General features: G+C 43.6%; 21 protein-coding genes. 11 read left to right on the top strand and 10 right to left on the bottom strand.

Annotation, left to right across the window (positions count from 1 at the left end; genetic code table 11):
• The first annotated feature begins 8 nt into the window (after positions 1-8).
• Genes ABR397_RS06340 through trpA form a run of 6 tightly spaced genes read left to right on the top strand, consistent with a single transcriptional unit; the run spans position 9 to position 6567 of the window.
• Positions 9-1577: an anthranilate synthase component 1 gene (locus ABR397_RS06340; protein WP_350304967.1), complete on the top strand. Its 1569-nt coding sequence runs from the start codon at positions 9-11 to the stop codon at positions 1575-1577.
• Positions 1577-2155, top strand: a complete 579-nt coding sequence (locus ABR397_RS06335) for a glutamine amidotransferase-related protein (protein WP_350304966.1) — start codon at positions 1577-1579, stop codon at positions 2153-2155. Before ABR397_RS06340 ends, ABR397_RS06335 begins: the two co-directional genes overlap by 1 nt.
• Positions 2156-2170: 15 nt before the next feature.
• Positions 2171-3169 carry an anthranilate phosphoribosyltransferase gene (gene trpD, locus ABR397_RS06330; protein WP_350304965.1) on the top strand — a complete coding sequence of 333 codons (999 nt, stop codon included), beginning with the start codon at positions 2171-2173 and terminating at the stop codon, positions 3167-3169.
• A gap of 2 nt (positions 3170-3171) precedes the next feature.
• Complete coding sequence (gene trpCF / locus ABR397_RS06325; RefSeq protein ID WP_350304964.1) at positions 3172-4536, top strand: bifunctional indole-3-glycerol-phosphate synthase TrpC/phosphoribosylanthranilate isomerase TrpF; 1365 nt, start codon at positions 3172-3174, stop codon at positions 4534-4536.
• Positions 4537-4570: 34 nt separating this feature from the next.
• Positions 4571-5761 carry a tryptophan synthase subunit beta gene (gene trpB, locus ABR397_RS06320; protein ID WP_350304963.1) on the top strand — a complete coding sequence of 397 codons (1191 nt, stop codon included), beginning with the start codon at positions 4571-4573 and terminating at the stop codon, positions 5759-5761.
• Positions 5761-6567 (top strand): tryptophan synthase subunit alpha, encoded by an 807-nt coding sequence (gene trpA / locus ABR397_RS06315; protein ID WP_350304962.1) that lies wholly within the window; start codon positions 5761-5763, stop codon positions 6565-6567. The genes trpB and trpA overlap by 1 nt, the downstream gene beginning before the upstream one ends.
• A 73-nt stretch (positions 6568-6640) precedes the next feature.
• Here trpA and ompW read toward each other — a convergent pair whose 3' ends face one another.
• Positions 6641-7282, bottom strand: coding sequence for an outer membrane protein OmpW (ompW, locus tag ABR397_RS06310; protein WP_350304961.1), 642 nt, complete (start codon positions 7280-7282; stop codon positions 6641-6643).
• Positions 7283-7719: 437 nt separating this feature from the next.
• Between ompW and ABR397_RS06305 the strand changes: the two genes are divergently transcribed.
• Positions 7720-8484 carry a YciC family protein gene (locus tag ABR397_RS06305; RefSeq protein ID WP_350304960.1) on the top strand — a complete coding sequence of 255 codons (765 nt, stop codon included), beginning with the start codon at positions 7720-7722 and terminating at the stop codon, positions 8482-8484.
• A gap of 207 nt (positions 8485-8691) precedes the next feature.
• On the opposite strand, the gene ABR397_RS06300 is transcribed toward ABR397_RS06305, so the two are convergent.
• The 3 genes from ABR397_RS06300 to ABR397_RS06290 all read right to left on the bottom strand — a co-directional run bounded on the left by ABR397_RS06300 (position 8692) and on the right by ABR397_RS06290 (position 11793).
• Entirely contained in the window at positions 8692-9234 is a 543-nt protein-coding gene (locus tag ABR397_RS06300) for an Ail/Lom family outer membrane beta-barrel protein (RefSeq protein ID WP_350304959.1), read from the bottom strand.
• A gap of 314 nt (positions 9235-9548) precedes the next feature.
• Positions 9549-9950 (bottom strand): HVO_A0114 family putative DNA-binding protein, encoded by a 402-nt coding sequence (locus ABR397_RS06295; protein ID WP_350304958.1) that lies wholly within the window; start codon positions 9948-9950, stop codon positions 9549-9551.
• Between the two features lie 130 nt (positions 9951-10080).
• Entirely contained in the window at positions 10081-11793 is a 1713-nt protein-coding gene (locus ABR397_RS06290; protein ID WP_350304957.1) for a SulP family inorganic anion transporter, read from the bottom strand.
• Between the two features lie 225 nt (positions 11794-12018).
• Between ABR397_RS06290 and ABR397_RS06285 the strand changes: the two genes are divergently transcribed.
• On the top strand, positions 12019-12555 hold the full coding sequence (locus ABR397_RS06285) for a septation protein A (RefSeq protein WP_350304956.1): 537 nt from the start codon (positions 12019-12021) through the stop codon (positions 12553-12555).
• Between the two features lie 77 nt (positions 12556-12632).
• Complete coding sequence (gene yciA / locus ABR397_RS06280) at positions 12633-13064, top strand: acyl-CoA thioester hydrolase YciA (protein WP_350304955.1); 432 nt, start codon at positions 12633-12635, stop codon at positions 13062-13064.
• Between the two features lie 75 nt (positions 13065-13139).
• On the opposite strand, the gene tonB is transcribed toward yciA, so the two are convergent.
• Together tonB and ABR397_RS06270 are read right to left on the bottom strand one after the other, a co-directional pair.
• Positions 13140-13820 (bottom strand): TonB system transport protein TonB, encoded by a 681-nt coding sequence (gene tonB, locus ABR397_RS06275; RefSeq protein ID WP_350304954.1) that lies wholly within the window; start codon positions 13818-13820, stop codon positions 13140-13142.
• 102 nt (positions 13821-13922) lie between these two features.
• Positions 13923-14105, bottom strand: coding sequence for a YciY family protein (locus ABR397_RS06270; RefSeq protein ID WP_046976119.1), 183 nt, complete (start codon positions 14103-14105; stop codon positions 13923-13925).
• Positions 14106-14354: 249 nt separating this feature from the next.
• Here ABR397_RS06270 and cls point away from each other — a divergent pair, with 249 nt between their 5' ends.
• Both cls and ABR397_RS06260 read left to right on the top strand, forming a co-directional pair.
• Positions 14355-15815 carry a cardiolipin synthase gene (gene cls / locus ABR397_RS06265; protein WP_350304953.1) on the top strand — a complete coding sequence of 487 codons (1461 nt, stop codon included), beginning with the start codon at positions 14355-14357 and terminating at the stop codon, positions 15813-15815.
• A 112-nt stretch (positions 15816-15927) separates the two neighbouring features.
• A complete protein-coding gene (locus ABR397_RS06260) occupies positions 15928-16257 on the top strand; it encodes an HI1450 family dsDNA-mimic protein (RefSeq protein WP_350305026.1) in 330 nt (109 codons plus the stop codon).
• Positions 16258-16555: 298 nt separating this feature from the next.
• Here ABR397_RS06260 and oppF read toward each other — a convergent pair whose 3' ends face one another.
• The 4 genes from oppF to oppB are packed head-to-tail and all read right to left on the bottom strand — an operon-like array spanning position 16556 to position 20405.
• Positions 16556-17557, bottom strand: a complete 1002-nt coding sequence (oppF, locus tag ABR397_RS06255; RefSeq protein WP_350304952.1) for a murein tripeptide/oligopeptide ABC transporter ATP binding protein OppF — start codon at positions 17555-17557, stop codon at positions 16556-16558.
• Positions 17554-18552 carry an ABC transporter ATP-binding protein gene (oppD, locus tag ABR397_RS06250; protein ID WP_350304951.1) on the bottom strand — a complete coding sequence of 333 codons (999 nt, stop codon included), beginning with the start codon at positions 18550-18552 and terminating at the stop codon, positions 17554-17556. The genes oppF and oppD overlap by 4 nt, the downstream gene beginning before the upstream one ends.
• Before the next feature lie 9 nt (positions 18553-18561).
• Positions 18562-19470, bottom strand: coding sequence for an oligopeptide ABC transporter permease OppC (gene oppC, locus ABR397_RS06245; RefSeq protein WP_021325325.1), 909 nt, complete (start codon positions 19468-19470; stop codon positions 18562-18564).
• Between the two features lie 14 nt (positions 19471-19484).
• Positions 19485-20405 (bottom strand): oligopeptide ABC transporter permease OppB, encoded by a 921-nt coding sequence (gene oppB, locus ABR397_RS06240; protein WP_350304950.1) that lies wholly within the window; start codon positions 20403-20405, stop codon positions 19485-19487.
• Positions 20406-20472 lie beyond the last annotated feature (67 nt).

Below are 20472 nucleotides of genomic sequence, written 5' to 3'. Positions count from 1 at the left end.
ACGAAAAAATGACGGATAAACAATCAAAACTCACAGTCATTGAGCAGGAAACAACTTATCAGCCCGATCCTGCACGGCTATTTAATCAACTCTGTAGTAAGCGACCGGCAACGTTATTGCTGGAATCGGCAGAAATTAACAGTAAAAAAAGCCTGAAAAGTCTGTTAGTCATCGACAGTGCCTTGCGTATCAGCGCAAACGGCAATCAGGTCACTTTCGACGCCTTGACAGAAAATGGCCGAAATTTATTACCGGTTTTGGTCAAAAAATTTCCCAGCAATGTCCAATCTGAAATGACACACGATTCTCTCCAATTGATCTTTCCGCCAACCAATCACAATATGATCGATGAAGATAGTCGCCTGAAAGTCATATCTGTATTTGATGCACTGCGTGCCCTTCTTTCTCTGGCAGAATTACCATCGCAAGACAATGCAGAAGCAATATTCGTTGGCGGCCTTTTCTCCTACGACCTGGTCGCCGGGTTTGAGTCGCTACCCACAGTAAAAACCGTTCAACGTTGTCCTGATTTCTGTTTTTATCTGGCAGAAACTTTAATGGTGATCGACCATCAGAATAAAAGTGCACGCTTGCAAATCAGTCTGTTCAGTGATTCTCCAGAAGAAAAACAACGTCTTAAGCAACGGTTGAAAACATTAGCGAAACTCATCAGGGAACCCACTGAGCCAGTGCAACAAATCTCGCTGCCGACAATGAAAGTTTCATGTAATCAGGATGACGAGACATATGCAGAAATAGTGACACAATTGCAACAATACATCCGCCAGGGAGATATTTTTCAGGTGGTTCCATCACGGCGCTTTTCTCTGCCATGCCCAGCACCGCTTAATGCTTATCAAAAACTTAAACAGCGCAATCCAAGCCCTTATATGTTCTTCATGCAAGATAAAGACTTCTGTCTGTTCGGCGCTTCCCCTGAAAGCGCACTGAAATATGATGCGTCCAATCGTCAAATCGAGATTTACCCTATCGCCGGCACACGCCCCCGCGGGCGCAATGCTGCCGGAGAGTTGGATGCCGATCTGGACAGCCGGACTGAGCTGGAGATGCGTACAGACCACAAAGAGTTAGCTGAACACTTGATGCTGGTTGATTTAGCCCGTAATGATTTGGCCCGTATTTGTGAACCCGGCAGCCGCTATGTCGCTGATCTGACAAAAGTCGATCGTTACTCTTTTGTCATGCATCTGGTTTCCCGCGTGGTCGGGACATTACGCCATGACTTGGATATTTTCCATGCTTATCAAGCTTGTATGAATATGGGGACACTTACCGGCGCACCGAAAGTTCGGGCAATGCAACTTATCGCCCATTACGAAAATGAACGTCGTGGCAGCTACGGTGGCGCAGTCGGTTACTTCACCGGCAAGGGTGATATGGATAATTGTATCGTTATCCGCTCCGCTTACGTGGAAGATGGCATAGCGACGATTCAGGCCGGCGCTGGCGTAGTATTGGATTCCATTCCTTTGGCAGAAGCTGAAGAGACCAGCAACAAAGCAAGAGCCGTCATTCGTGCAATTGCTGAAGCACATCATGCAGAGGAGATTTTCTGATGGCGAATATTCTCCTACTCGATAACGTGGATTCATTCACCTATAACCTTGTCGATCAATTACGCAATAAAGGTCATCAGGTTGCTATCTATCGCAATACCGTTACAACTGACATTATTATGCAGCAATTCAAGGCGCTGCCTTCTCCGTTACTGATGCTTTCACCGGGGCCGGGTAAACCCTCTGACGCGGGCTGTATGCCTGAATTACTTAAAAAAATAATCGGCAAAATTCCGGTGATCGGCATCTGCCTTGGACATCAGGCAATTATTGAAGCCTATGGTGGAGAGATTTCCACTGCTGATCAAATCCTGCACGGCAAAGCCTCTCTGGCAGAGCATGATAATCAGGCTATGTTCGCTGATCTGGATAATCCTTTGCCCGTTGCCCGTTATCACTCTTTGGCGGGTTGCAAAATTCCATCTGAATTGACGATTTCTGCCCGTTGCGGCGACACCGTTATGGCGGTTCGCCACGACAAACATAAGGTTTGCGGGTTCCAGTTCCATCCTGAATCCATTCTCACAACTCATGGCGCCAGATTACTTGAACAAACTCTGGCCTGGGCGCTGAATTAAAAAGGAGGTATGAAAATGCAATCTATTTTCGACAAATTGTTCAATGCGCAGATACTGACACAACAAGAAAGCCAGCAACTGTTCTCCGCCATAATTCAAGGAGAATTAAGTGAGCCGCAACTCGCGGCGGTCCTTATCAGTATGAAATTGCGCGGTGAGCAGCCACAAGAGATCGCCGGCGCCGCGCAGGCGTTACTGGCAAATGCCCTGCCATTTCCGAGGCCGGACTATACTTTCTGCGATATTGTCGGAACAGGGGGAGATGGAACTAACAGCATCAATATTTCAACCGCCAGTGCATTTGTCGCAGCAGCTTGTAATATTAAAGTCGCCAAACATGGTAACCGCAGTGTTTCCAGCCGTTCCGGTTCATCTGATTTGCTGGCGGCATTTGGTATAACGCTTGATGTCAGTGCAGAATGCGCCCGCAGCGCCTTGGATGAAATCGGCATCTGTTTTCTGTTTGCGCCGCAGTATCATATTGGATTCCGCCATGCGATACCTGTACGTCAGCAACTGAAAACCCGGACGCTGTTCAATGTATTAGGCCCTCTGGTTAACCCGGCCCGCCCGCCGTTGGCATTAATTGGCGTTTACAGCCCTGAGCTGGTTAGCCCCATTGCCCGTACCTTGCAAGTCTTGGGCTATCAACGGGCAGCGGTTGTTCACAGTGGTGGAATGGATGAAGTTGCCCTGCATGCGCCAACCATCGTTGCAGAACTTAATGATGGAGAAATTACCCATTATCAATTAAATGCTAAAGATTTTGGTTTACAAAGCCATCCAATATCGGCATTAAAAGGGGGAGCGCCGGAGGAAAACCGTGAAATGCTCAGTTTATTGTTACAGGGCCGGGGTAAGAAAGCTCATGCTGATGCCGTTGCCGCTAATGTCGCCCTGTTGATGAAAATTCATGGACAGGAAAATTTACGTCATAACACTCAACAAGCTCTTGAAACCATTCACAGTGGTCTGGCTTATAAACGAGTCACCGCACTTGCTGCAAGGAGTTAATGATGCAAACTACCGTTTTACAGAAAATTGTTAATGATAAAGCCGAATATCTTATTGGACGCAAGCAACAACAACCTTTGGAAAGCTTTATTGATTCTATTGTTGCCAGCCAGCGTAATTTTTATCAGGCGCTGAGCAGTGAACAAACTGTTTTTATTCTGGAGTGTAAAAAGGCATCGCCTTCAAAAGGACTCATTCGTCAGGATTTTGATCCCATCCAGATAGCAAAAACTTATCAGCCTTATGCTGCTGCAATTTCAGTATTAACGGATGAAAAATATTTTCAGGGCAGCTATGACTTTCTCCGTCTGGTGAGTAATGCCGTTCATCAGCCGGTGCTGTGCAAAGATTTTATTATCGATCCTTATCAGGTTTATCTCACTCGTCATTATCAGGCAGATGCCATTCTGCTGATGCTGTCGGTTCTTGACGATGAGCAATATATTATGCTGTCTGAACTCGCTCATAGTTTAAATATGGGAGTACTGACGGAGGTGAGTTCAGAAGAAGAACAGATCAGGGCTGTCACGCTGAAAGCCAAAATTATTGGTATTAATAACCGCGACCTAAGAGATCTTTCTATAGATTTAAACCGTACCAGACAACTTGCGCCACAGTTACCGGAAGGAACGATTGTTATCAGCGAATCAGGTATCCACCAGCATCAGCAAATTCGTGAACTCAGCCATTATGCCAATGGTTTTCTGATTGGCAGTGCTTTGATGTCCCAGTCCAATCTTGATCTGGCATTACGTCAACTGATTCTGGGGGAAAATAAGGTCTGTGGATTAACCCGCCCACAAGACGCCAAAGCAGCATTACAAGCAGGAGCTGTTTATGGTGGTTTGATATTTGTTGAGCATTCTCTGCGTAGAATTAATATCGAACAGGCTCAACAAATCATCAATGCGGCGGCTCTCAAATATGTGGGGGTATTTCAAAATCAATCATCTACATTTATCAATCATACCGCCCGTACTCTGTCTCTCGCTGCGGTGCAATTACATGGAGCAGAAGGCGAAGTTTATATTGAAGAACTGCGGAAATTATTGCCTGAGAACTGCCAGATTTGGAAAGCGATTGATATGTCGAAAGGTTCATTTCACGCTAAAACCAGAAATATTGATCGGTATCTGCTTGATAACGGCAAAGGTGGGACCGGCAAAAGTTTCGACTGGCAATTACTTGAAAAACAATCACTCGACAATGTGATGTTGGCAGGTGGATTAAATGAAGAAAATTGCCAGCAGGCAGCAAAATATGGCTGTTGCGGGCTTGATTTTAACTCTGGTGTTGAAAGCGCGCCGGGTATTAAAAGCAGTCATAAATTGAGCAAAGTGTTTCAGCGTCTACGTAGCTACCAATAAACAACGATTCTTTGATTAATGGACAAACAGAATAATGAGTAAACTTAACCCCTATTTTGGTGATTTCGGTGGACAATATGTGCCACAGATCCTTATTCCCGCCCTTGAACAATTAGAAGCGGCATTTATTGATGCTCAACAAGATCCTGAATTCCAGCAAGAGTTTCAAGATCTGCTGAAAAACTATGCCGGCAGACCAACGGCATTAACTTTATGCCGTAATTTGACTAAAGGCACTAAAACCCGCCTTTATCTGAAACGGGAAGATCTATTACACGGCGGCGCTCATAAAACCAATCAGGTACTTGGTCAGGCATTACTGGCGAAACGCATGGGCAAAAATGAAATTATTGCGGAAACCGGCGCCGGCCAGCATGGTGTGGCAACAGCCCTTACCTGCGCACTGTTAAATATGAAATGCCGCATTTATATGGGTGCGAAAGATGTAGAACGTCAATCCCCTAATGTCTTCCGCATGCGTCTGATGGGCGCCGAAGTTATCCCGGTCCACAGCGGCTCTGCAACCCTAAAAGATGCCTGCAATGAAGCGCTGCGTGACTGGTCCGGCAGCTATGATAAGGCTCACTATTTGTTAGGTACCGCCGCTGGCCCACATCCCTACCCAACCCTAGTTCGGGAATTCCAGCGTATGATTGGTGAAGAAGCCAAAGCCCAGATTCTGGCAAAAGAGGGACGTCTGCCTGATGCTGTGCTGGCCTGCGTTGGTGGGGGCTCCAATGCCATTGGCATGTTTGCCGAGTTTATTCCTGAAACATCAGTACGTTTGATTGGTATTGAACCTGCGGGACACGGTATCGAAACGGGCAAACATGGCGCTCCGCTGAAACATGGCGAATTAGGTATCTATTTTGGTATGAAATCACCCATGATGCAGACAGATGAGGGCCAGATTGAAGAATCTTATTCTATTTCAGCCGGTCTGGATTTCCCTTCTGTTGGTCCTCAACATGCCTATCTGAACAGCATCGGCCGGGCTGACTATTTTTCCATCACTGATGATGAAGCATTAGCTGCATTCAAAACCCTTTCTCGTGAGGAAGGTATTATTCCCGCTCTCGAATCCTCTCATGCGCTGGCTTATGCTTTGAAGATGATCCAGCAAGCGCCTGATAAAGAGCAATTACTGATCGTCAATCTATCCGGTCGCGGTGATAAAGACATATTTACTGTCCATGATATTTTAAAATCCAGGGGGGAAATCTGATGGAACGTTACGAGCAGCTATTTAAACAATTGGAAAGCCGTAAACAAGGTGCTTTTGTCCCCTTTGTCACACTCGGCGATCCAAACCCAGAATTATCGTTAGAAATTATTGACGCACTGATTGCCGGTGGTGCTGATGCCCTTGAGTTAGGTATTCCTTTTTCTGATCCACTGGCTGACGGCCCAACAATTCAGAATGCCAATCTGCGTGCTTTCTCCTCAAATGTTACTCCCACTCTCTGTTTTGAATTATTGGCAAAAATTCGGACAAAATATCCTGAGATTCCCATTGGTCTATTGATGTATGCCAACCTGATTTTTCATAATGGCATAGACGAGTTTTATCGCCGCTGCAAAGATGCGGATATCGATTCTGTATTAGTTGCAGATGTTCCTGTATCAGAATCACGACCATTCCGTACCGCAGCAATGAAATATGGTATTGCCCCTATCTTTATTTGTCCTCCGAATGCGGAAGATGAATTATTACGTGAAATCGCCTCTTACGGCCGGGGATATACCTATTTATTATCCCGGGCCGGCGTTACCGGCACAGAACGACGCGCTGAACATCCTTTAAATCATTTGGTTAATAAGTTGCGGGAATATCATGCTGCGCCGCCATTACAGGGATTTGGTATTTCAGAGCCTGCACAGATAAAAGAAACGTTAGCAGATGGTGCTGCTGGTGCAATTTCCGGATCCGCCGTAATCAAAATTATTGAAACAAATCTTTCTCAACCAGAAATAATGCTGAAAAAACTCACTGAATTTGTATCAATAATGAAATCTGCAACTCAACTTTAGTATAAAAAATGGGGCAAAATCTGCCCCATCCTTTTCATATCAAACAACTTATGTTAAACAGTGGTGGTTCTTATCAGAAGTGATAACCGGCACCAAACATAAATACCCACGGATCAAGCCGGGTATCAACTTTATGGCTCTGATCGCCTGCTTTGAATTTCACATCAGTTTCGATGTTCACCCACCACACAGACGCGTTTAGCATCCAGTTCTGATCTAACTCATAATCTAAACCAACATGACCGGCCACACCCCAGGAATCTTTCAGATCCAGACTGTGTAAATTATTATCTTTAACAGCATCATTGCCATTGAATTTTTCATTAAAGAAAGTGGTATAGTTCAAACCAACACCAATATAAGGGCGGAAATTACTTTCTTTAGAGCCGAAATAGTATTGCGCCATTAATGTCGGCGGCAGACTCTTTATTTTGGCAATATTACCTGCACCCGGTAAACTTACCTGATGCTGGAAAGGTGTCCCAGCGAGTAATTCAATACCAATATTATCGGTAATCATATAACCGAAGGTTAGACCCATCTGGGTATTATTATCCGCACTCAGAGAACCTACCCCTAATACATTATCAGATCCCGTATTAGGTCTTACTGTTGCAGTACCCGTGCGGAAAAGAAAATCACCCGCTTCATGAGCAAAAGCGAACGATGGTGCTAAAGTTGCCGCTGCTAATACAAATGCAGAAAGTTTTTTCATTATTCATCCCATTCCTGTGGTTTAAAAGTCAATAAAAATATAGCCATATATTTAGAATTATGATCCAAGATAGATCACATCTTTTAAATAATTTAATAAAAATCGTATATTTGCGATATTATTATTTCAAATTGGAATTATTTTAAATTGACACAAATCAATATTTATTATTAATTATTTGAATGTTTTTTATATTTATATGCTAATTACAACATTTTATCTTTCATCTGATTATATTTCCATGATGTTTTAACAAAGTTAAATTTATGTTTGTTTTTATATTGAAAATATAATATGAAGTACTTTTCCCTTCCATCAACAATCACAGCCAATCACTAATTTATCCGCACAATCTCCTTTCAGCTATCCACATCTGCCCATAACAGAGTACAATTAACCGCTGTATATTATTGTTTAACCTGATAGGAGCTGTCTTCATGCCAATCACGGCGAATACCCTGTACCGTGACAGTTTTAACTTTTTCAAGAATCAACTGTTAAGTACTCTGACTCTGGCCGTTCTGGCGGCTCTGGTGACTACCCTATTGGGACACCTGTTTATCCCTGATAGTGAACAGATGAAGCTGCTGACAGAAGCAGAATTCACTTTTGCAACTTCAGGTAAAGCCGGTATTCAGGATATGGTGTCCCAAATGACTCCAGAGCAACAGTCAATGATCATGCGAGCGGGAATAGGAACCATTTTCTCCAGTATGATTGGCAATGTGCTACTGGTTGGTGGTGTATTGACGTTGGTCACGGCAATTTCAGCGGGAAATCGTATCTCTTCATTACAGGCAATTGGTTTATCAGCAAGCCAGTTACCAAAACTGTTCCTGCTACTGCTTATCTGCACCTTGCTGATTCAACTTGGTTTGATGCTCATGTTAGTACCAGGTATTATTTTGTCTATCGCCCTGGCTTTATCACCCGTGATTATGACCGCTGAACGTCGCAGTATTTTTACCTCTATGAAAATAAGCTGGAAACTGGCATTTGCCAATATTCGCTTGCTGGTTCCGGCAATTCTGCTATGGCTGACCGCAAAACTCTTGCTAGTGTTTATTATTGACCGTCTGACATTCATTCATAGTGAGATGGCGGGAATTATGCTTGGCGTGTTTAATAATCTGATCTCAGCTATCCTGCTAATTTATCTGTTCAGGTTATATATGCTGGTTGCCTCTTCACAACAAAAATGAATATAAAATAGTCGTTCAAACAAACCCCATAGCGATAAAAGCTATGGGGCTGACAGAGAATACAACATGAGCCAGTTTATATCCGTGTACAGCTGTGTATAAGAACTTTATTGCTATTTGGATAAGAGCAAAAAAATTCCCTGCCATACAACAGGGAATTTCTGTAGAAGAGAGGTTGCTAATTAAATACGAATTAGCACATTCCGATTAGAACCGGTAACCTACACCAACTACCCAAGTGCCTATCTTAAGATCATCCAATTTTGAATATTCATAAGATGTATCAATAGTCCAATTTGGCATAGGGTTAAATTGTAATCCCAATCCGTAGCCGACAGATGTTTTACTGTCGCTGCCACTCTTTGAACCAACATAATCTGAGACCTTAACCTTTCCATGTGCAGCACCAACCATACCGTACACGCTAACATATTCATTAAAACGATATGTAGGGCCCGCCATCAGGGAAAAATAATCCATCTCAGAATCAGCTACTTTTCTGCCACCAACATAATGATCGTAACCTAAATATGTAGATGTGAGTGAGCTAATAACACCCCAATTATCATCTAACTCGTAGCGGTACTTCAGGTTAAAGCCCTTTAGGTCATCATCAATCTTTACACCATCAACCTTTACATGGCTCTGAGCATAGCCACCAGAAATTGTACTTTCACCGCTCGCATTTGCTGCAAATGCGAATACAGATAAACCAACAGCCACCACTGAAGCTACCAGTGTTCTTTTCATTGAAAATCCCTAATATTGTATAAAATATAGAAAAAAATAATTGCGGGGAGGTATTATTTATCAGTAACCAATAGAAAACAACGCAATTCCATTTATTGTTAATTTCCCGTTTAATAAAGCAAAATACTAAACATTACAGTCGTATTTTTTTTAACAAAAAGATATACACCTTAAGGGAAGACCGGTGGTTATCTATCAGATTGGCTTTATTAGCTGTTATTATGGCTAACCAATTGTTCAACCAAGCCCCATAGTTATAAAAACTATGGGCTGACAAGTCATAAACAGGATCACACTGTATTAAATGTGCTACTTCAGGCTGCTATATTTTTAGCCCCACAAGATGACATAACTCTTTCAACTATTTCTTGCTCAATTTTTATCTCAAAATCAGTAAACAACGCCCTTGGCTTTACACTTCTGCCATTTTTTTCCAGAGCGACAAAACCATGTTGATTTAACGTCTTTAACGTAGCTGACAAGTTGCTTGGTTGCCTCCCTGACAGCTTGGCCAGTTCTGCGATTGTCTCTGGTTTCCGTTCATTTATAAGGCGCAAAAGAACAATATTATCACTACTAAGTACTTGAGCCAGAGCAATCATAGAGGTAAACCAAATCTTAGGTTCACCAGGCTGAATGACATATTCGCCTTTAACTATAGCCAGTGTGCGCCTGCGTATAAGCTCTTCATTCATCACGCCAATGAGTGCTTTCATCGTATTACCCTCTTCCAAGTAAGACGTCCAAACCTGAATCAGATTGCATTATAAAACCTCCTTGTTTGTTATGATCTAATCATATGTTTTTATCCAATGAACTTCAAGCTTAGTGAACAGCGATGAATCATTATCTTTTGATGTAATTAGAGTACCATTCGGGCTTACTTTGAATCATTCGAACGGCAAAATAGAGATCCGGCACCACAACTAGATCGTCATCACTGCTTCTCAGTTTGTTTTGTTTTATCCAGCGGGTAAGTTCTGTCCGTCTGCCAGCGAGCACCAAGGTGACACCTTTTACTTTCAATTCAGTAATCAGTTCATCAATAGCCGCAAAAACACTCACATCGTCATAGGTAAAACTCACAGCCGCATCAACAACTAACCAACCCGGACGTTTTTTCGCCCTGTCTACATGCTGCAACACCCGTTTTTTAAAATAACTGACATTGAAGTAAGTTAATGGTGAGTTAAACCGGTACATCATCACACCGTCTACCGGCTTAATTTCATTGCCCTGATTAATGGAATGAATCATCCCTTGTTCATTAACGCCTAAAAGCTGATCTGTCGGACGGAAGACAATTCGCAAAAACTGCAATAAACCAAGCAAAACAGCAAAACCAACACCGTTAATCAAACCCACCACCAACACTGAAATCAGGGTAAACAGTGATAAAGTGAATGCCTGACGATTTCGTTTCCTCAGTGACCATATCCCCCGTAGATTCAACAATGATGATGCCGAATAAATCAGCACTACACCAAGCGATGACAATGGAATATGCGCCAGGAAGCCCGTCATAAACAGTAAAACCAGCAAGATAACCACAGCGGCAATCACAGAAACCAATTGAGTTTTCCCACCAATAGCATCATTAACCGCAGTTCGGCTGCTGGCAGCACTGACAGCAAACCCTTGTGATAAAGCAGAAGCAATGTTCGCAATACCTAAGGCCCTAAGCTCTGAATCCGCATCAATCTGATAGCCGTTTTTGCTGGCGAAACTACGGGCCGTCATCATAAAACTGACAAAACTGATAACAGCAAGGTTCAGGGATGGGATAACCAAATCACGCATAATTCCAGGTTGGAAATCAGGCACTGGCACAACAGGCAACCCTCCACCGCTGACACTGCCAACAATCTGAATACCCTGTTTTTCAAGCCCAAATTGCCAGCTGACATAAGTCGTTAATACCATTGCCAACAAAGGCCCCGGCCAAGTTGGGCGCAAGAAACGTACAATAAGCAAAATCAACACTGTCGCAACCGACATTGCCAACGTTGGTAAATGTGTGCTCATTAATTTGGCGGGTAATGCGATCACCCGTTCAATCAACCCAACGGGTACGCCGGCAAAGCCAAAGACTTTAGCCAATTGATCCACAATGATTGTCAATGCCACACCGTTCATTAATCCTTTAAGGATCGGTCTTGAAAGAAAATCAGCAAACGCACCTAATCGGAAATGACTCGCCAGAACACACCATATCCCTGTCATTAAAGTCATCACGATCGTAAGCTGCCAACGTACATCTTCATTACCAAAAACCAAGGGCGCAACTGCCGCCGCAATAACGGCACACGTTGCTGCATCCGGCCCGACAATCAACTGTCTTGAAGTACCAAATAACGCATAAGTGAACATTGGCAAGATACATGCGTAGAGACCGATAATTGCACTTATTCCCATTAATTCAGCGTAAGCAATAGCAACCGGCAGAGCTACTGCGGCTACAGAAAGCCCAGCCCTTAAATCATGACTAAACCACTCTTTGCGATAATGAGAAAAATTGCCCAACCCTGGCATCCAACGCTGTAGTTTTTTCCACTGCATCTGGTTTATGCCCTCTTATTTTTCAACGGGTTTTGGCTATAATGCTGTGTTATATGTTCACTGACAACAGGAAGTTAATTACACCGCTCTTTATGGTAAAATTGTGCGAAACAGATCGATAAAAATCTTTATTTATCGATAAAAAAAGCCATACTGTTGCCGCTTAGTATATTCAACCACCAAAATCGGATAGAGTCAGCTGCCGGAATTACAATAGGTTCAAACATGAAACAACTTTTAGACTTTCTACCTTTAGTCGTATTTTTTGTTGTATACAAAATGTATGACATTTTCTATGCCTCCGGGGCACTGATTGCCGCCACCGGTTTAGCTTTAGCTATAACTTATTTCATCTACCGGAAAGTAGAGAAATCTTCTCTGATCACTTTTATCATGGTTGCTGTTTTCGGCACTCTGACCTTAGCTTTCCACAGTGATCTCTTTATTAAGTGGAAAGTCACCGCAATCTATGCCCTATTTGCATTAGCCTTGCTTGTCAGCCAATGGTTCATGAAAAAACCACTTATTCAGAAAATGCTGGGCAAGGAGTTGATTTTACCGGATTATGTCTGGAATAAACTCAATATGGCATGGGCGCTGTTTTTCATTGCCTGCGCGCTGGCCAATATTTATGTCGCATTCTGGTTACCGCAAGATGTCTGGGTTAACTTTAAAGTATTTGGTCTGACTGCCCTGACTCTGGTTTTCACCGTGCTCAGTGTAGTATATATTTATCGTCACCTACCACGCGAACAGAAGTAACCCTATTCAAATGGATACCTGCCTGTTATCGTCTGTAGGCAGGTATTGTTTTTTCATCAAATAAAGTAAAGTTTTCAATGACACAACAACAATTACCTAACGGAGAATTAGTCCTCCGCACACTGGCTATGCCCGCTGATACCAACGCCAATGGAGATATTTTTGGCGGATGGCTGATGTCACAAATGGATATTGGTGGCGCAATTCTGGCAAAAGAAATTGCGGAAGGCCGTGTTGTCACTGTCAAAGTAAATGGTATTACTTTCCTTAAACCTGTCGCTGTTGGCGATGTCGTCTGCTGCTATGCGCATTGTCTCAAAACGGGTAACAGTTCGATTACGATTAACATCGAAGTCTGGGTGAAGAAAGTAGCATCTGAGCCTGTAGGCCAACGCTATCGTGCAACCGAAGCGGTATTCACTTATGTTGCTGTTAATGAGGATAATACCCCTCGCCGGTTACCAGAAGGAAAAACCCAATTTCAACTGACCAACAGCACTGACGAATAAGCCTGATTATTAATACAAAAAAGGAGCATCCAAATTATGCTCCTTTTTTATCTATAATCTGTATTTTCCCGCCGATCAGGACTGAGATATACCGGTCATTTTGAATTCTATTGTTGTGATATAGCCCGCCGCCGGTATTTTTTCATAACGCCATTTCCTCATTGCTTTTTTTACTTCCCTGTCAAAAACATTAGGCGGATTGGCGCCAATCACTTCGATATTCTTTACCCGGCCGTCTTCATCAATATCATATTTGACTCTAACATTACCCTCAATCCCCAATGCTGCCGCTCTGGATGGATAAATGGGTAACGCTTTACTTAATGCTTTTGGCCCATTCTGTGATTTAGTTGCCGTATTAGTTGCCGGTTTATTCTGATTATTATCAGTACGGTTAGCCAATGGCTTTTCCAATTGTTCAGTTATCTTCTCAACTGGCTCCGATTGCTTTTTAACAACCTTCTTCTTCACTTCCGGTTTCGGTTTCAGCTTCTTCACCTCCGGTTTTGGGATCACCGGTTCTGGAACAGGCTCCGGCTCCTCTGGCTCGGATTCAGGCTCAGGCGCCGCGGGTTGTGAAACCGGGGTTTCTTCAGCAGCTAACTGAATCATAGCTACAGACATAAGTACAGCATCAGGCTGTTTTTCTGGTATCACAGAACAAAAAAGTGTAGCAGCAACAGAAACATGCAAACAAACTGATAATAATATTGGCCAATGTATCCAACGCATAAGAAAGTTCTTGATTAGCAGCATAATAGTCAATCCTCGAATAACTGCTAGTTTAAATGCAAATAGCAATCATATTCAATAAAGATTGTAGTTGAGCGTGAATATAAGGCCAAAAATATTATTTTTTTAATGCGTCCATTCACTATGTTGAACAAACAATAAAGCTCGCCGCTGTTTATAAACATCTAATTTACGTAGTGAATAAATCCGTAAATTACGTCTTGATTGCCCTTCCAGCCAACGGCGACGGCGGTTAGAATGCTGACGCAATCTCCGCCATCGCCCTACTTCATTCCGACTATGTCTCATACAACTATACCTGTAAAGAATATCACGCTCATTATAAGCCTTTAAAAAAGATATCCAAGGCGTATCTGAATAGTACTTTTTATGTCATATAGTGCGAAATAACCAATATCAAGTATGATGCTTGCAGTATACTTGCTGATTTTTTGGTAAATTCATCGAGTTAATTAGATCATTTATATCCCGTGTTTTGGGGAAACCGTGTTAAACGCCACCAAAGATGTCTGAACAAAACAGGATTGATTGCCGAACATGACAACCTTTTATTCCGTCCTAAGTTGGCTTGCTATTTTCTTCTATTGGCTGATCGTCGCCAGTATCACCTTACGTATTTTAATAAAACGCCGGCCTGTTACTTCCGCTATGACCTGGCTGCTGATTATTTATATCCTGCCCTTAGTTGGCATTATCGCTTACCTGTCATTTGGTGAACTGCATTTGGGAAAACGCCGAGTTGAACAAGCAAAAGCCATGTGGCCGTCAACAGCAATATGGCTTGAAGAGCTGCAAAAATCTCGTCATATCTTCGCCACGGAAAATAGCGAAGTCGCGACGCCGTTATTCCAGCTTTGCGAACGGCGGCAAGGGCTTGAAGGCGTTAAAGGTAACAAGATCCAACTGCTGACAACCTATGACAACTCACTAAAAACCATCATCGAAGATATTGAGAATGCCAAACACAGTATTGAGATGATGTTCTATATCTGGCAATCCGGCGGCTTGGTTGAACAAGTGACTGATGCCCTTATGGCCGCAGCACACCGAGGAGTCAGATGCCGCGTTATGGTGGATTCAGCCGGCAGCTGGTTATATTGCCGTAGCCAATACCCGGACATCATGCGCCAGGCGGGAATTGAATTTGTTGAAGCTTTGCCAGTCAATATTTTCCGTTTATTTCTGCGTCGGATGGATCTGCGCCAGCATCGTAAAATTATCCTGATAGACGACTACATTTCTTACACCGGCAGTATGAATATGGTAGACCCACGTTTCTTTAAGCAAAATGCCGGCGTTGGACAATGGATTGACATCATGGTGCGTATGGAAGGGCCGGTTACCACGACGATGGGGGTTATTTACGCTTGTGACTGGGAAATGGAAACAGGTCAACGCATCTTTCCACCCTCACCAGACAACAATATCATGCCATTTGAACAAGCCAGTGGGCATACAACTCAGATAATTGCATCCGGTCCAGGATTCCCTGAAGAGTTAATTCAACAATCTTTAATGACGGCTATTTTCTCTGCCCGTAAGCAATTGATATTAACCACTCCTTATTTTGTTCCCAGTGATGACCTGATGAATGCTATCTGCACTGCGGCCTTAAGGGGGGTGGACGTTATTATCATTGTTCCTCGCAAAAATAATTTCTTCCTTGTTCGCTGGGCAAGTCGTGCATTCTTTTCTGAGCTATTGAATGCAGGAGTCAAGATTTATCAATTTGAAGACGGTTTACTACATACCAAAAGCGTCTTGGTTGATGGTCAACTCAGTATGGTTGGCTCTGTTAATCTCGATATGCGCAGCCTGTGGCTGAATTTTGAGATTACCGTGGTTATTGATGATGAAAACTTTGGTAATGATCTGACTCTGGTGCAATACGATTACATGGCCCATTCTACATTACTGGAAATCCATGAATGGGAACAGCGCCCCTTGTGGCATCGGATAATTGAACGTATTTGTTACTTTTTCAGCCCACTACTGTGACTAATACCCTCGTCTTGACAAGATGGGGGTATCAATCAATGCTCCGTCATGCTTTAATTCTCCCATCATTACTGACCAATGAATTGATATGGACAACAAACCTTCACAAACAATGGATTTAGATCTCAATAACCGAATGACAGAAGATGAAACCCTTGAGAAAGCGTATGACATCTTTCTTGAGCTGGCTTCATCCAATCTTGATCCTGCGGATATTTTACTGTTCAGCTTACAATTCGAAATACGGGGCGGCGCAGAATTACTGGCACCTTCAGAGGATTGGCTGGAACATGTGGATTTCGATCTAAACCCTGATTTTTTCGCAGAGGTGATTATCGGGCTAGCAGAATCTGAGGATGCTGAGATTAATGATATTTTTGCCCGTATTCTGATTTGCCGGGAAAAATCTCACCAGATTTGCCATATTTTGTGGAAAGAGTAAAAAAACAAAGTTAGTCACTCTCTATCAAGTTACCCCCCGGCTCCCAATACAGAATATCATTACGGCACAAATTTTATTGGCGAAAAACTTTCTGTATTGTGCTTCAAATGATAAACATTAACGAATAAAAAGATGTAAATTATAACGCGGTTTCACATAGTAAGTGCAACATTCTTCGTAAAATGACGCCGAGAAAGCAACTGGCCGCCTTTCTGAAGAAGTTAGCTCCCCCGTAAAACGCCGCCCGATTGGGCGACGGTTTACGGGGCAATTGCTAATATGACAACGTCACCAATAATTACAACGGATCAACCTTCAAACAAGACACGGCATGACGGAAACTCCCCTCCATCAATGGTCGGGTTTTAGCACATTCAGGATCTGCCATCGGGCAACGTGTACGGAAAACGCATCCTGATGGCGGATTAATGGGTGACGGTAATTCTCCTTCCAACAGCTCAATGTGTTTATTTCGCTCTTTATCCGGATCAGGCACTGGTACAGCCGACATCAACGCTTTGGTATAAGGGTGCTGAGGATTATGATAAACCTCATCATAAGTGCCCAATTCCACCGCATGCCCAAGATACATCACCAGTACACGATCAGATATGTGCTTAACCACCGCAAGATCATGGGCGATAAAAATCAGCGACAGCCCCATTTCCCGTTGTAATTTCTGCAACAAGTTCACTACCTGAGCTTGAATAGATACATCAAGTGCAGATACCGGCTCATCACAAATCACCAATTTAGGTTCAAGAATAAGCGCACGAGCAATGCCGATACGTTGACATTGACCTCCAGAGAATTCGTGCGGGTAGCGGTTAATCAGATTCGGCAACAATCCAACCTTCATCATCATTGCTTTTACCCGGTCTTTGATTTCCAGCGCTTTCATCTTAGGATGATAAGTACGCAATGGCTCTGCGATAATATCGCCAATCGTCATTCTCGGGTTCAGGGATGCTAATGGATCCTGGAATATCATCTGGATATCACTGCGAATATCCCGCCACTGTTTATCATTCATATCCAGCAGGCTTCTTCCCAACCAAGTTACTGAACCACCGGAAGACTTGACCAATCCGATAACTGCACGGGCAAAAGTCGATTTACCGCAACCAGATTCGCCAACTACACCAAGGGTTTCCCCTTCGTATAACCTTAATGTTACGCCATCAACCGCTTTCAGGGTTTTTGCTGGTTGCCAAAACCATTGTTTGCCATCTTTAATATCAAAGTAAACTTTCAGATCGGCTACTTCCAACAGCACGCGTCTTTCTTCAATCGGACTCATACCAATTCTCCCGGTGCTTTAAAACAAGATCGCAAACGCCCATTGCCAAATGCCTCTAACTTTGGTTCACAAGCTACACAATGGTCCACTGCAAACTGACAGCGTGGCTGGAACGGACACCCTTTCGGCAACCGTAATAAATTAGGCGGATTCCCCAGAATTGTTGTCAGTGACTCTTCATCACCATCAAGACGAGGCACAGCATTAAGAAGGCCAATAGAATAAGGATGCGTTGGTTGATAAAACACTTCGCGGGCCGTGCCATACTCCATCGTTCTCCCCGCGTACATCACCAGTACTTTGTCACAAACACCGGCAATTACCCCCAAATCGTGAGTAATCATAATTATCGCGGTATTAAACTCCTGTTTCAGTTCATTCAGCAGAATCATAATCTGTGCCTGAACGGTAACATCAAGTGCAGTTGTCGGTTCATCAGCAATCAGCAATTTTGGCCGGCATAATAGCGCCATTGCAATCATCACGCGCTGACGCATTCCACCAGAAAACTCATGAGGATACATGCTCATACGCTTACGCGCTTCCGGCATTTTGACGGCATCCAGCATCCGAACCGATTCAAGATATGCTTCACTTTTACTCATACGTTTATGCAACATTAATACTTCTGTGAGCTGATCACCAATGCGCATATAGGGATTGAGGGAAGTCATTGGGTCCTGAAATATCATTGATATTTCTTCCGCTCTCATGCGGTTAAGTTCTTTCTCTTCCAAATTAAGCATTTCCCTGCCATTAAAAATAGCAGAGCCGCCAATCGTGCCGTTTCTGGCAAGCAATCCCATCAGCGCAAAAGCAGTCTGTGATTTCCCAGAACCAGATTCACCGACAATTCCCAGTGTCTCCCCTGCCCGCAAATCAAAATTCAGCTTGTTCACCGCAGTAACATCCCCATCCGGGGTACTAAAAGTTACGTTCAAATCTTTAACAATTAACAACGGCTCAGAACTTTTCTGGTTTTTAACGCTGTTCATGTTACCTCCTTAACGATCTTTCGGATCGAGGGCATCACGCAAGCCATCGCCGATAAAGTTAAAACAAAACAGTGTCACCACTAGAAAACCGGCAGGAAACATCAGCAACCACGGGGAAACTTCCATCGAATTCGCACCATCACTTAACAACGCTCCCCAGCTGCTTAATGGCTCCTGAGTTCCCAATCCCAGAAAGCTAAGAAATGATTCAAACAGAATCATGCTTGGAACTAATAAAGATGCATAAACCACCACCACACCCAATACGTTAGGGACAATATGGCGTAACACGATGTAACGGGTTGGCACCCCACACACCAACGCCGCCTCAATAAACTCCTTACGTCTCAAACTCAGTGTCTGACCACGGACAATACGCGCCATATCAAGCCATGACACCATGCCAATCGCGACAAATATCAGCAAAATATTCTGTCCAAAAACGGTCACCAGCAAGATCACAAAGAACATGAATGGGAATGAATTCAGAATTTCCAACAGACGCATCATCACGGAGTCTATTTTTCCACCCAGATAACCGGATAATGACCCATACAAAGTTCCAACGACTACGGCAACCAAGGCTGCGGCAATTCCAACCATCAATGAAATGCGCCCACCAATAGCAACACGTACCAGTAAATCACGACCAGAGGAATCGGTACCGAAATAATGACCTGATTCAAACTCAGGCGGCATAGACATCATAGCCCAATCAGTATCATCGTACGTAAACTGGGCCAGCATCGGTGCCAAAATCACAAACAAAGTAATCAACGATAACAAGCACAAACTGGCAATTGCTGCCCGGTTGTGAATAAAACGACGCCGTGCATCCTGCCACAAACTGCGGCCTTCAATTTCCAATTGCTCAGAGAAATTTTCCAGAGCTTCGCTGTTTTGTTTATTGACTATCATTGCGCGCTCCAATCTTAATAACGGATCTTCGGATCGATGACGGCATACAACACATCAACAATCGCATTGAACAGAATAGTCAGGCCGCCAACCAAAATCGTCAGGCTCAGTACCAACGAATAGTCACGGTTCAACGCCCCATTAACAAATAACTGCCCTATTCCCGGTAAACCAAAGATCGTTTCAATCACCATTGAGCCGGTGATAATACCGACAAAAGCAGGTCCCATATAAGAGATGACCGGCAGCAATGCGGGTTTTAAGGCATGGCGGAATATAATGATACGTAATGGCAACCCCTTGGCACGTGCAGTACGGATAAAGTTAGAGTGCAATACTTCTATCATCGAACCACGGGTGATACGCGAGATACTGGCGATATAGGCCAAAGACAATGCTACCATGGGTAAGATCATAAATTTTGGCGCCCCGCCATTCCAGCCCCCTCCCGGCAACCATTTAAGGTGAATAGCGAACCCCAGCACCAATAACGGCGCCACAACAAAGCTTGGGATAACAACCCCCGTCATGGCGAATCCCATCACGGTATAATCCCACTTTGTATTCTGATTAAGTGCAGCAATAACCCCGGCGCTGACCCCCAGCACAACCGCCATAATAAATGCCGATGCGCCTAATTTAGCCGATACTGGAAATGCCGTCGCGACCAGATCGTTAACTGTATAGTCCTTATATTTAAAAGACGGCCCAAAATCCCCTTTGGAAAGCTGGATTAAGTAATCAAAATATTGCTTATACATGGGGTCATTCAGATGATATTTCGCTTCAATATTCGCCATCACTTCTGGCGGCAATTTCCGCTCACCGGTAAATGGGCTGCCTGGCGCCAGCCGCATCATGAAAAACGAAATCGTGATAAGAATCAAAAGTGTCGGGATCGCCTCTAAACAACGGCGTAAAATAAACTTAAGCATCGCCCGTTCCTATGTGTTAGCCCTAAACCCTGGCCTTAAAATAATCTGACACTAAGGCAGCCCTTTC

The organism is Photorhabdus viridis, from assembly GCF_040256935.1.
Lineage (GTDB): Bacteria > Pseudomonadota > Gammaproteobacteria > Enterobacterales > Enterobacteriaceae > Photorhabdus > Photorhabdus viridis.
Note: the sequence above shows the minus strand (reverse complement) of the source record. Positions and strands in the feature narration are given on the sequence as shown.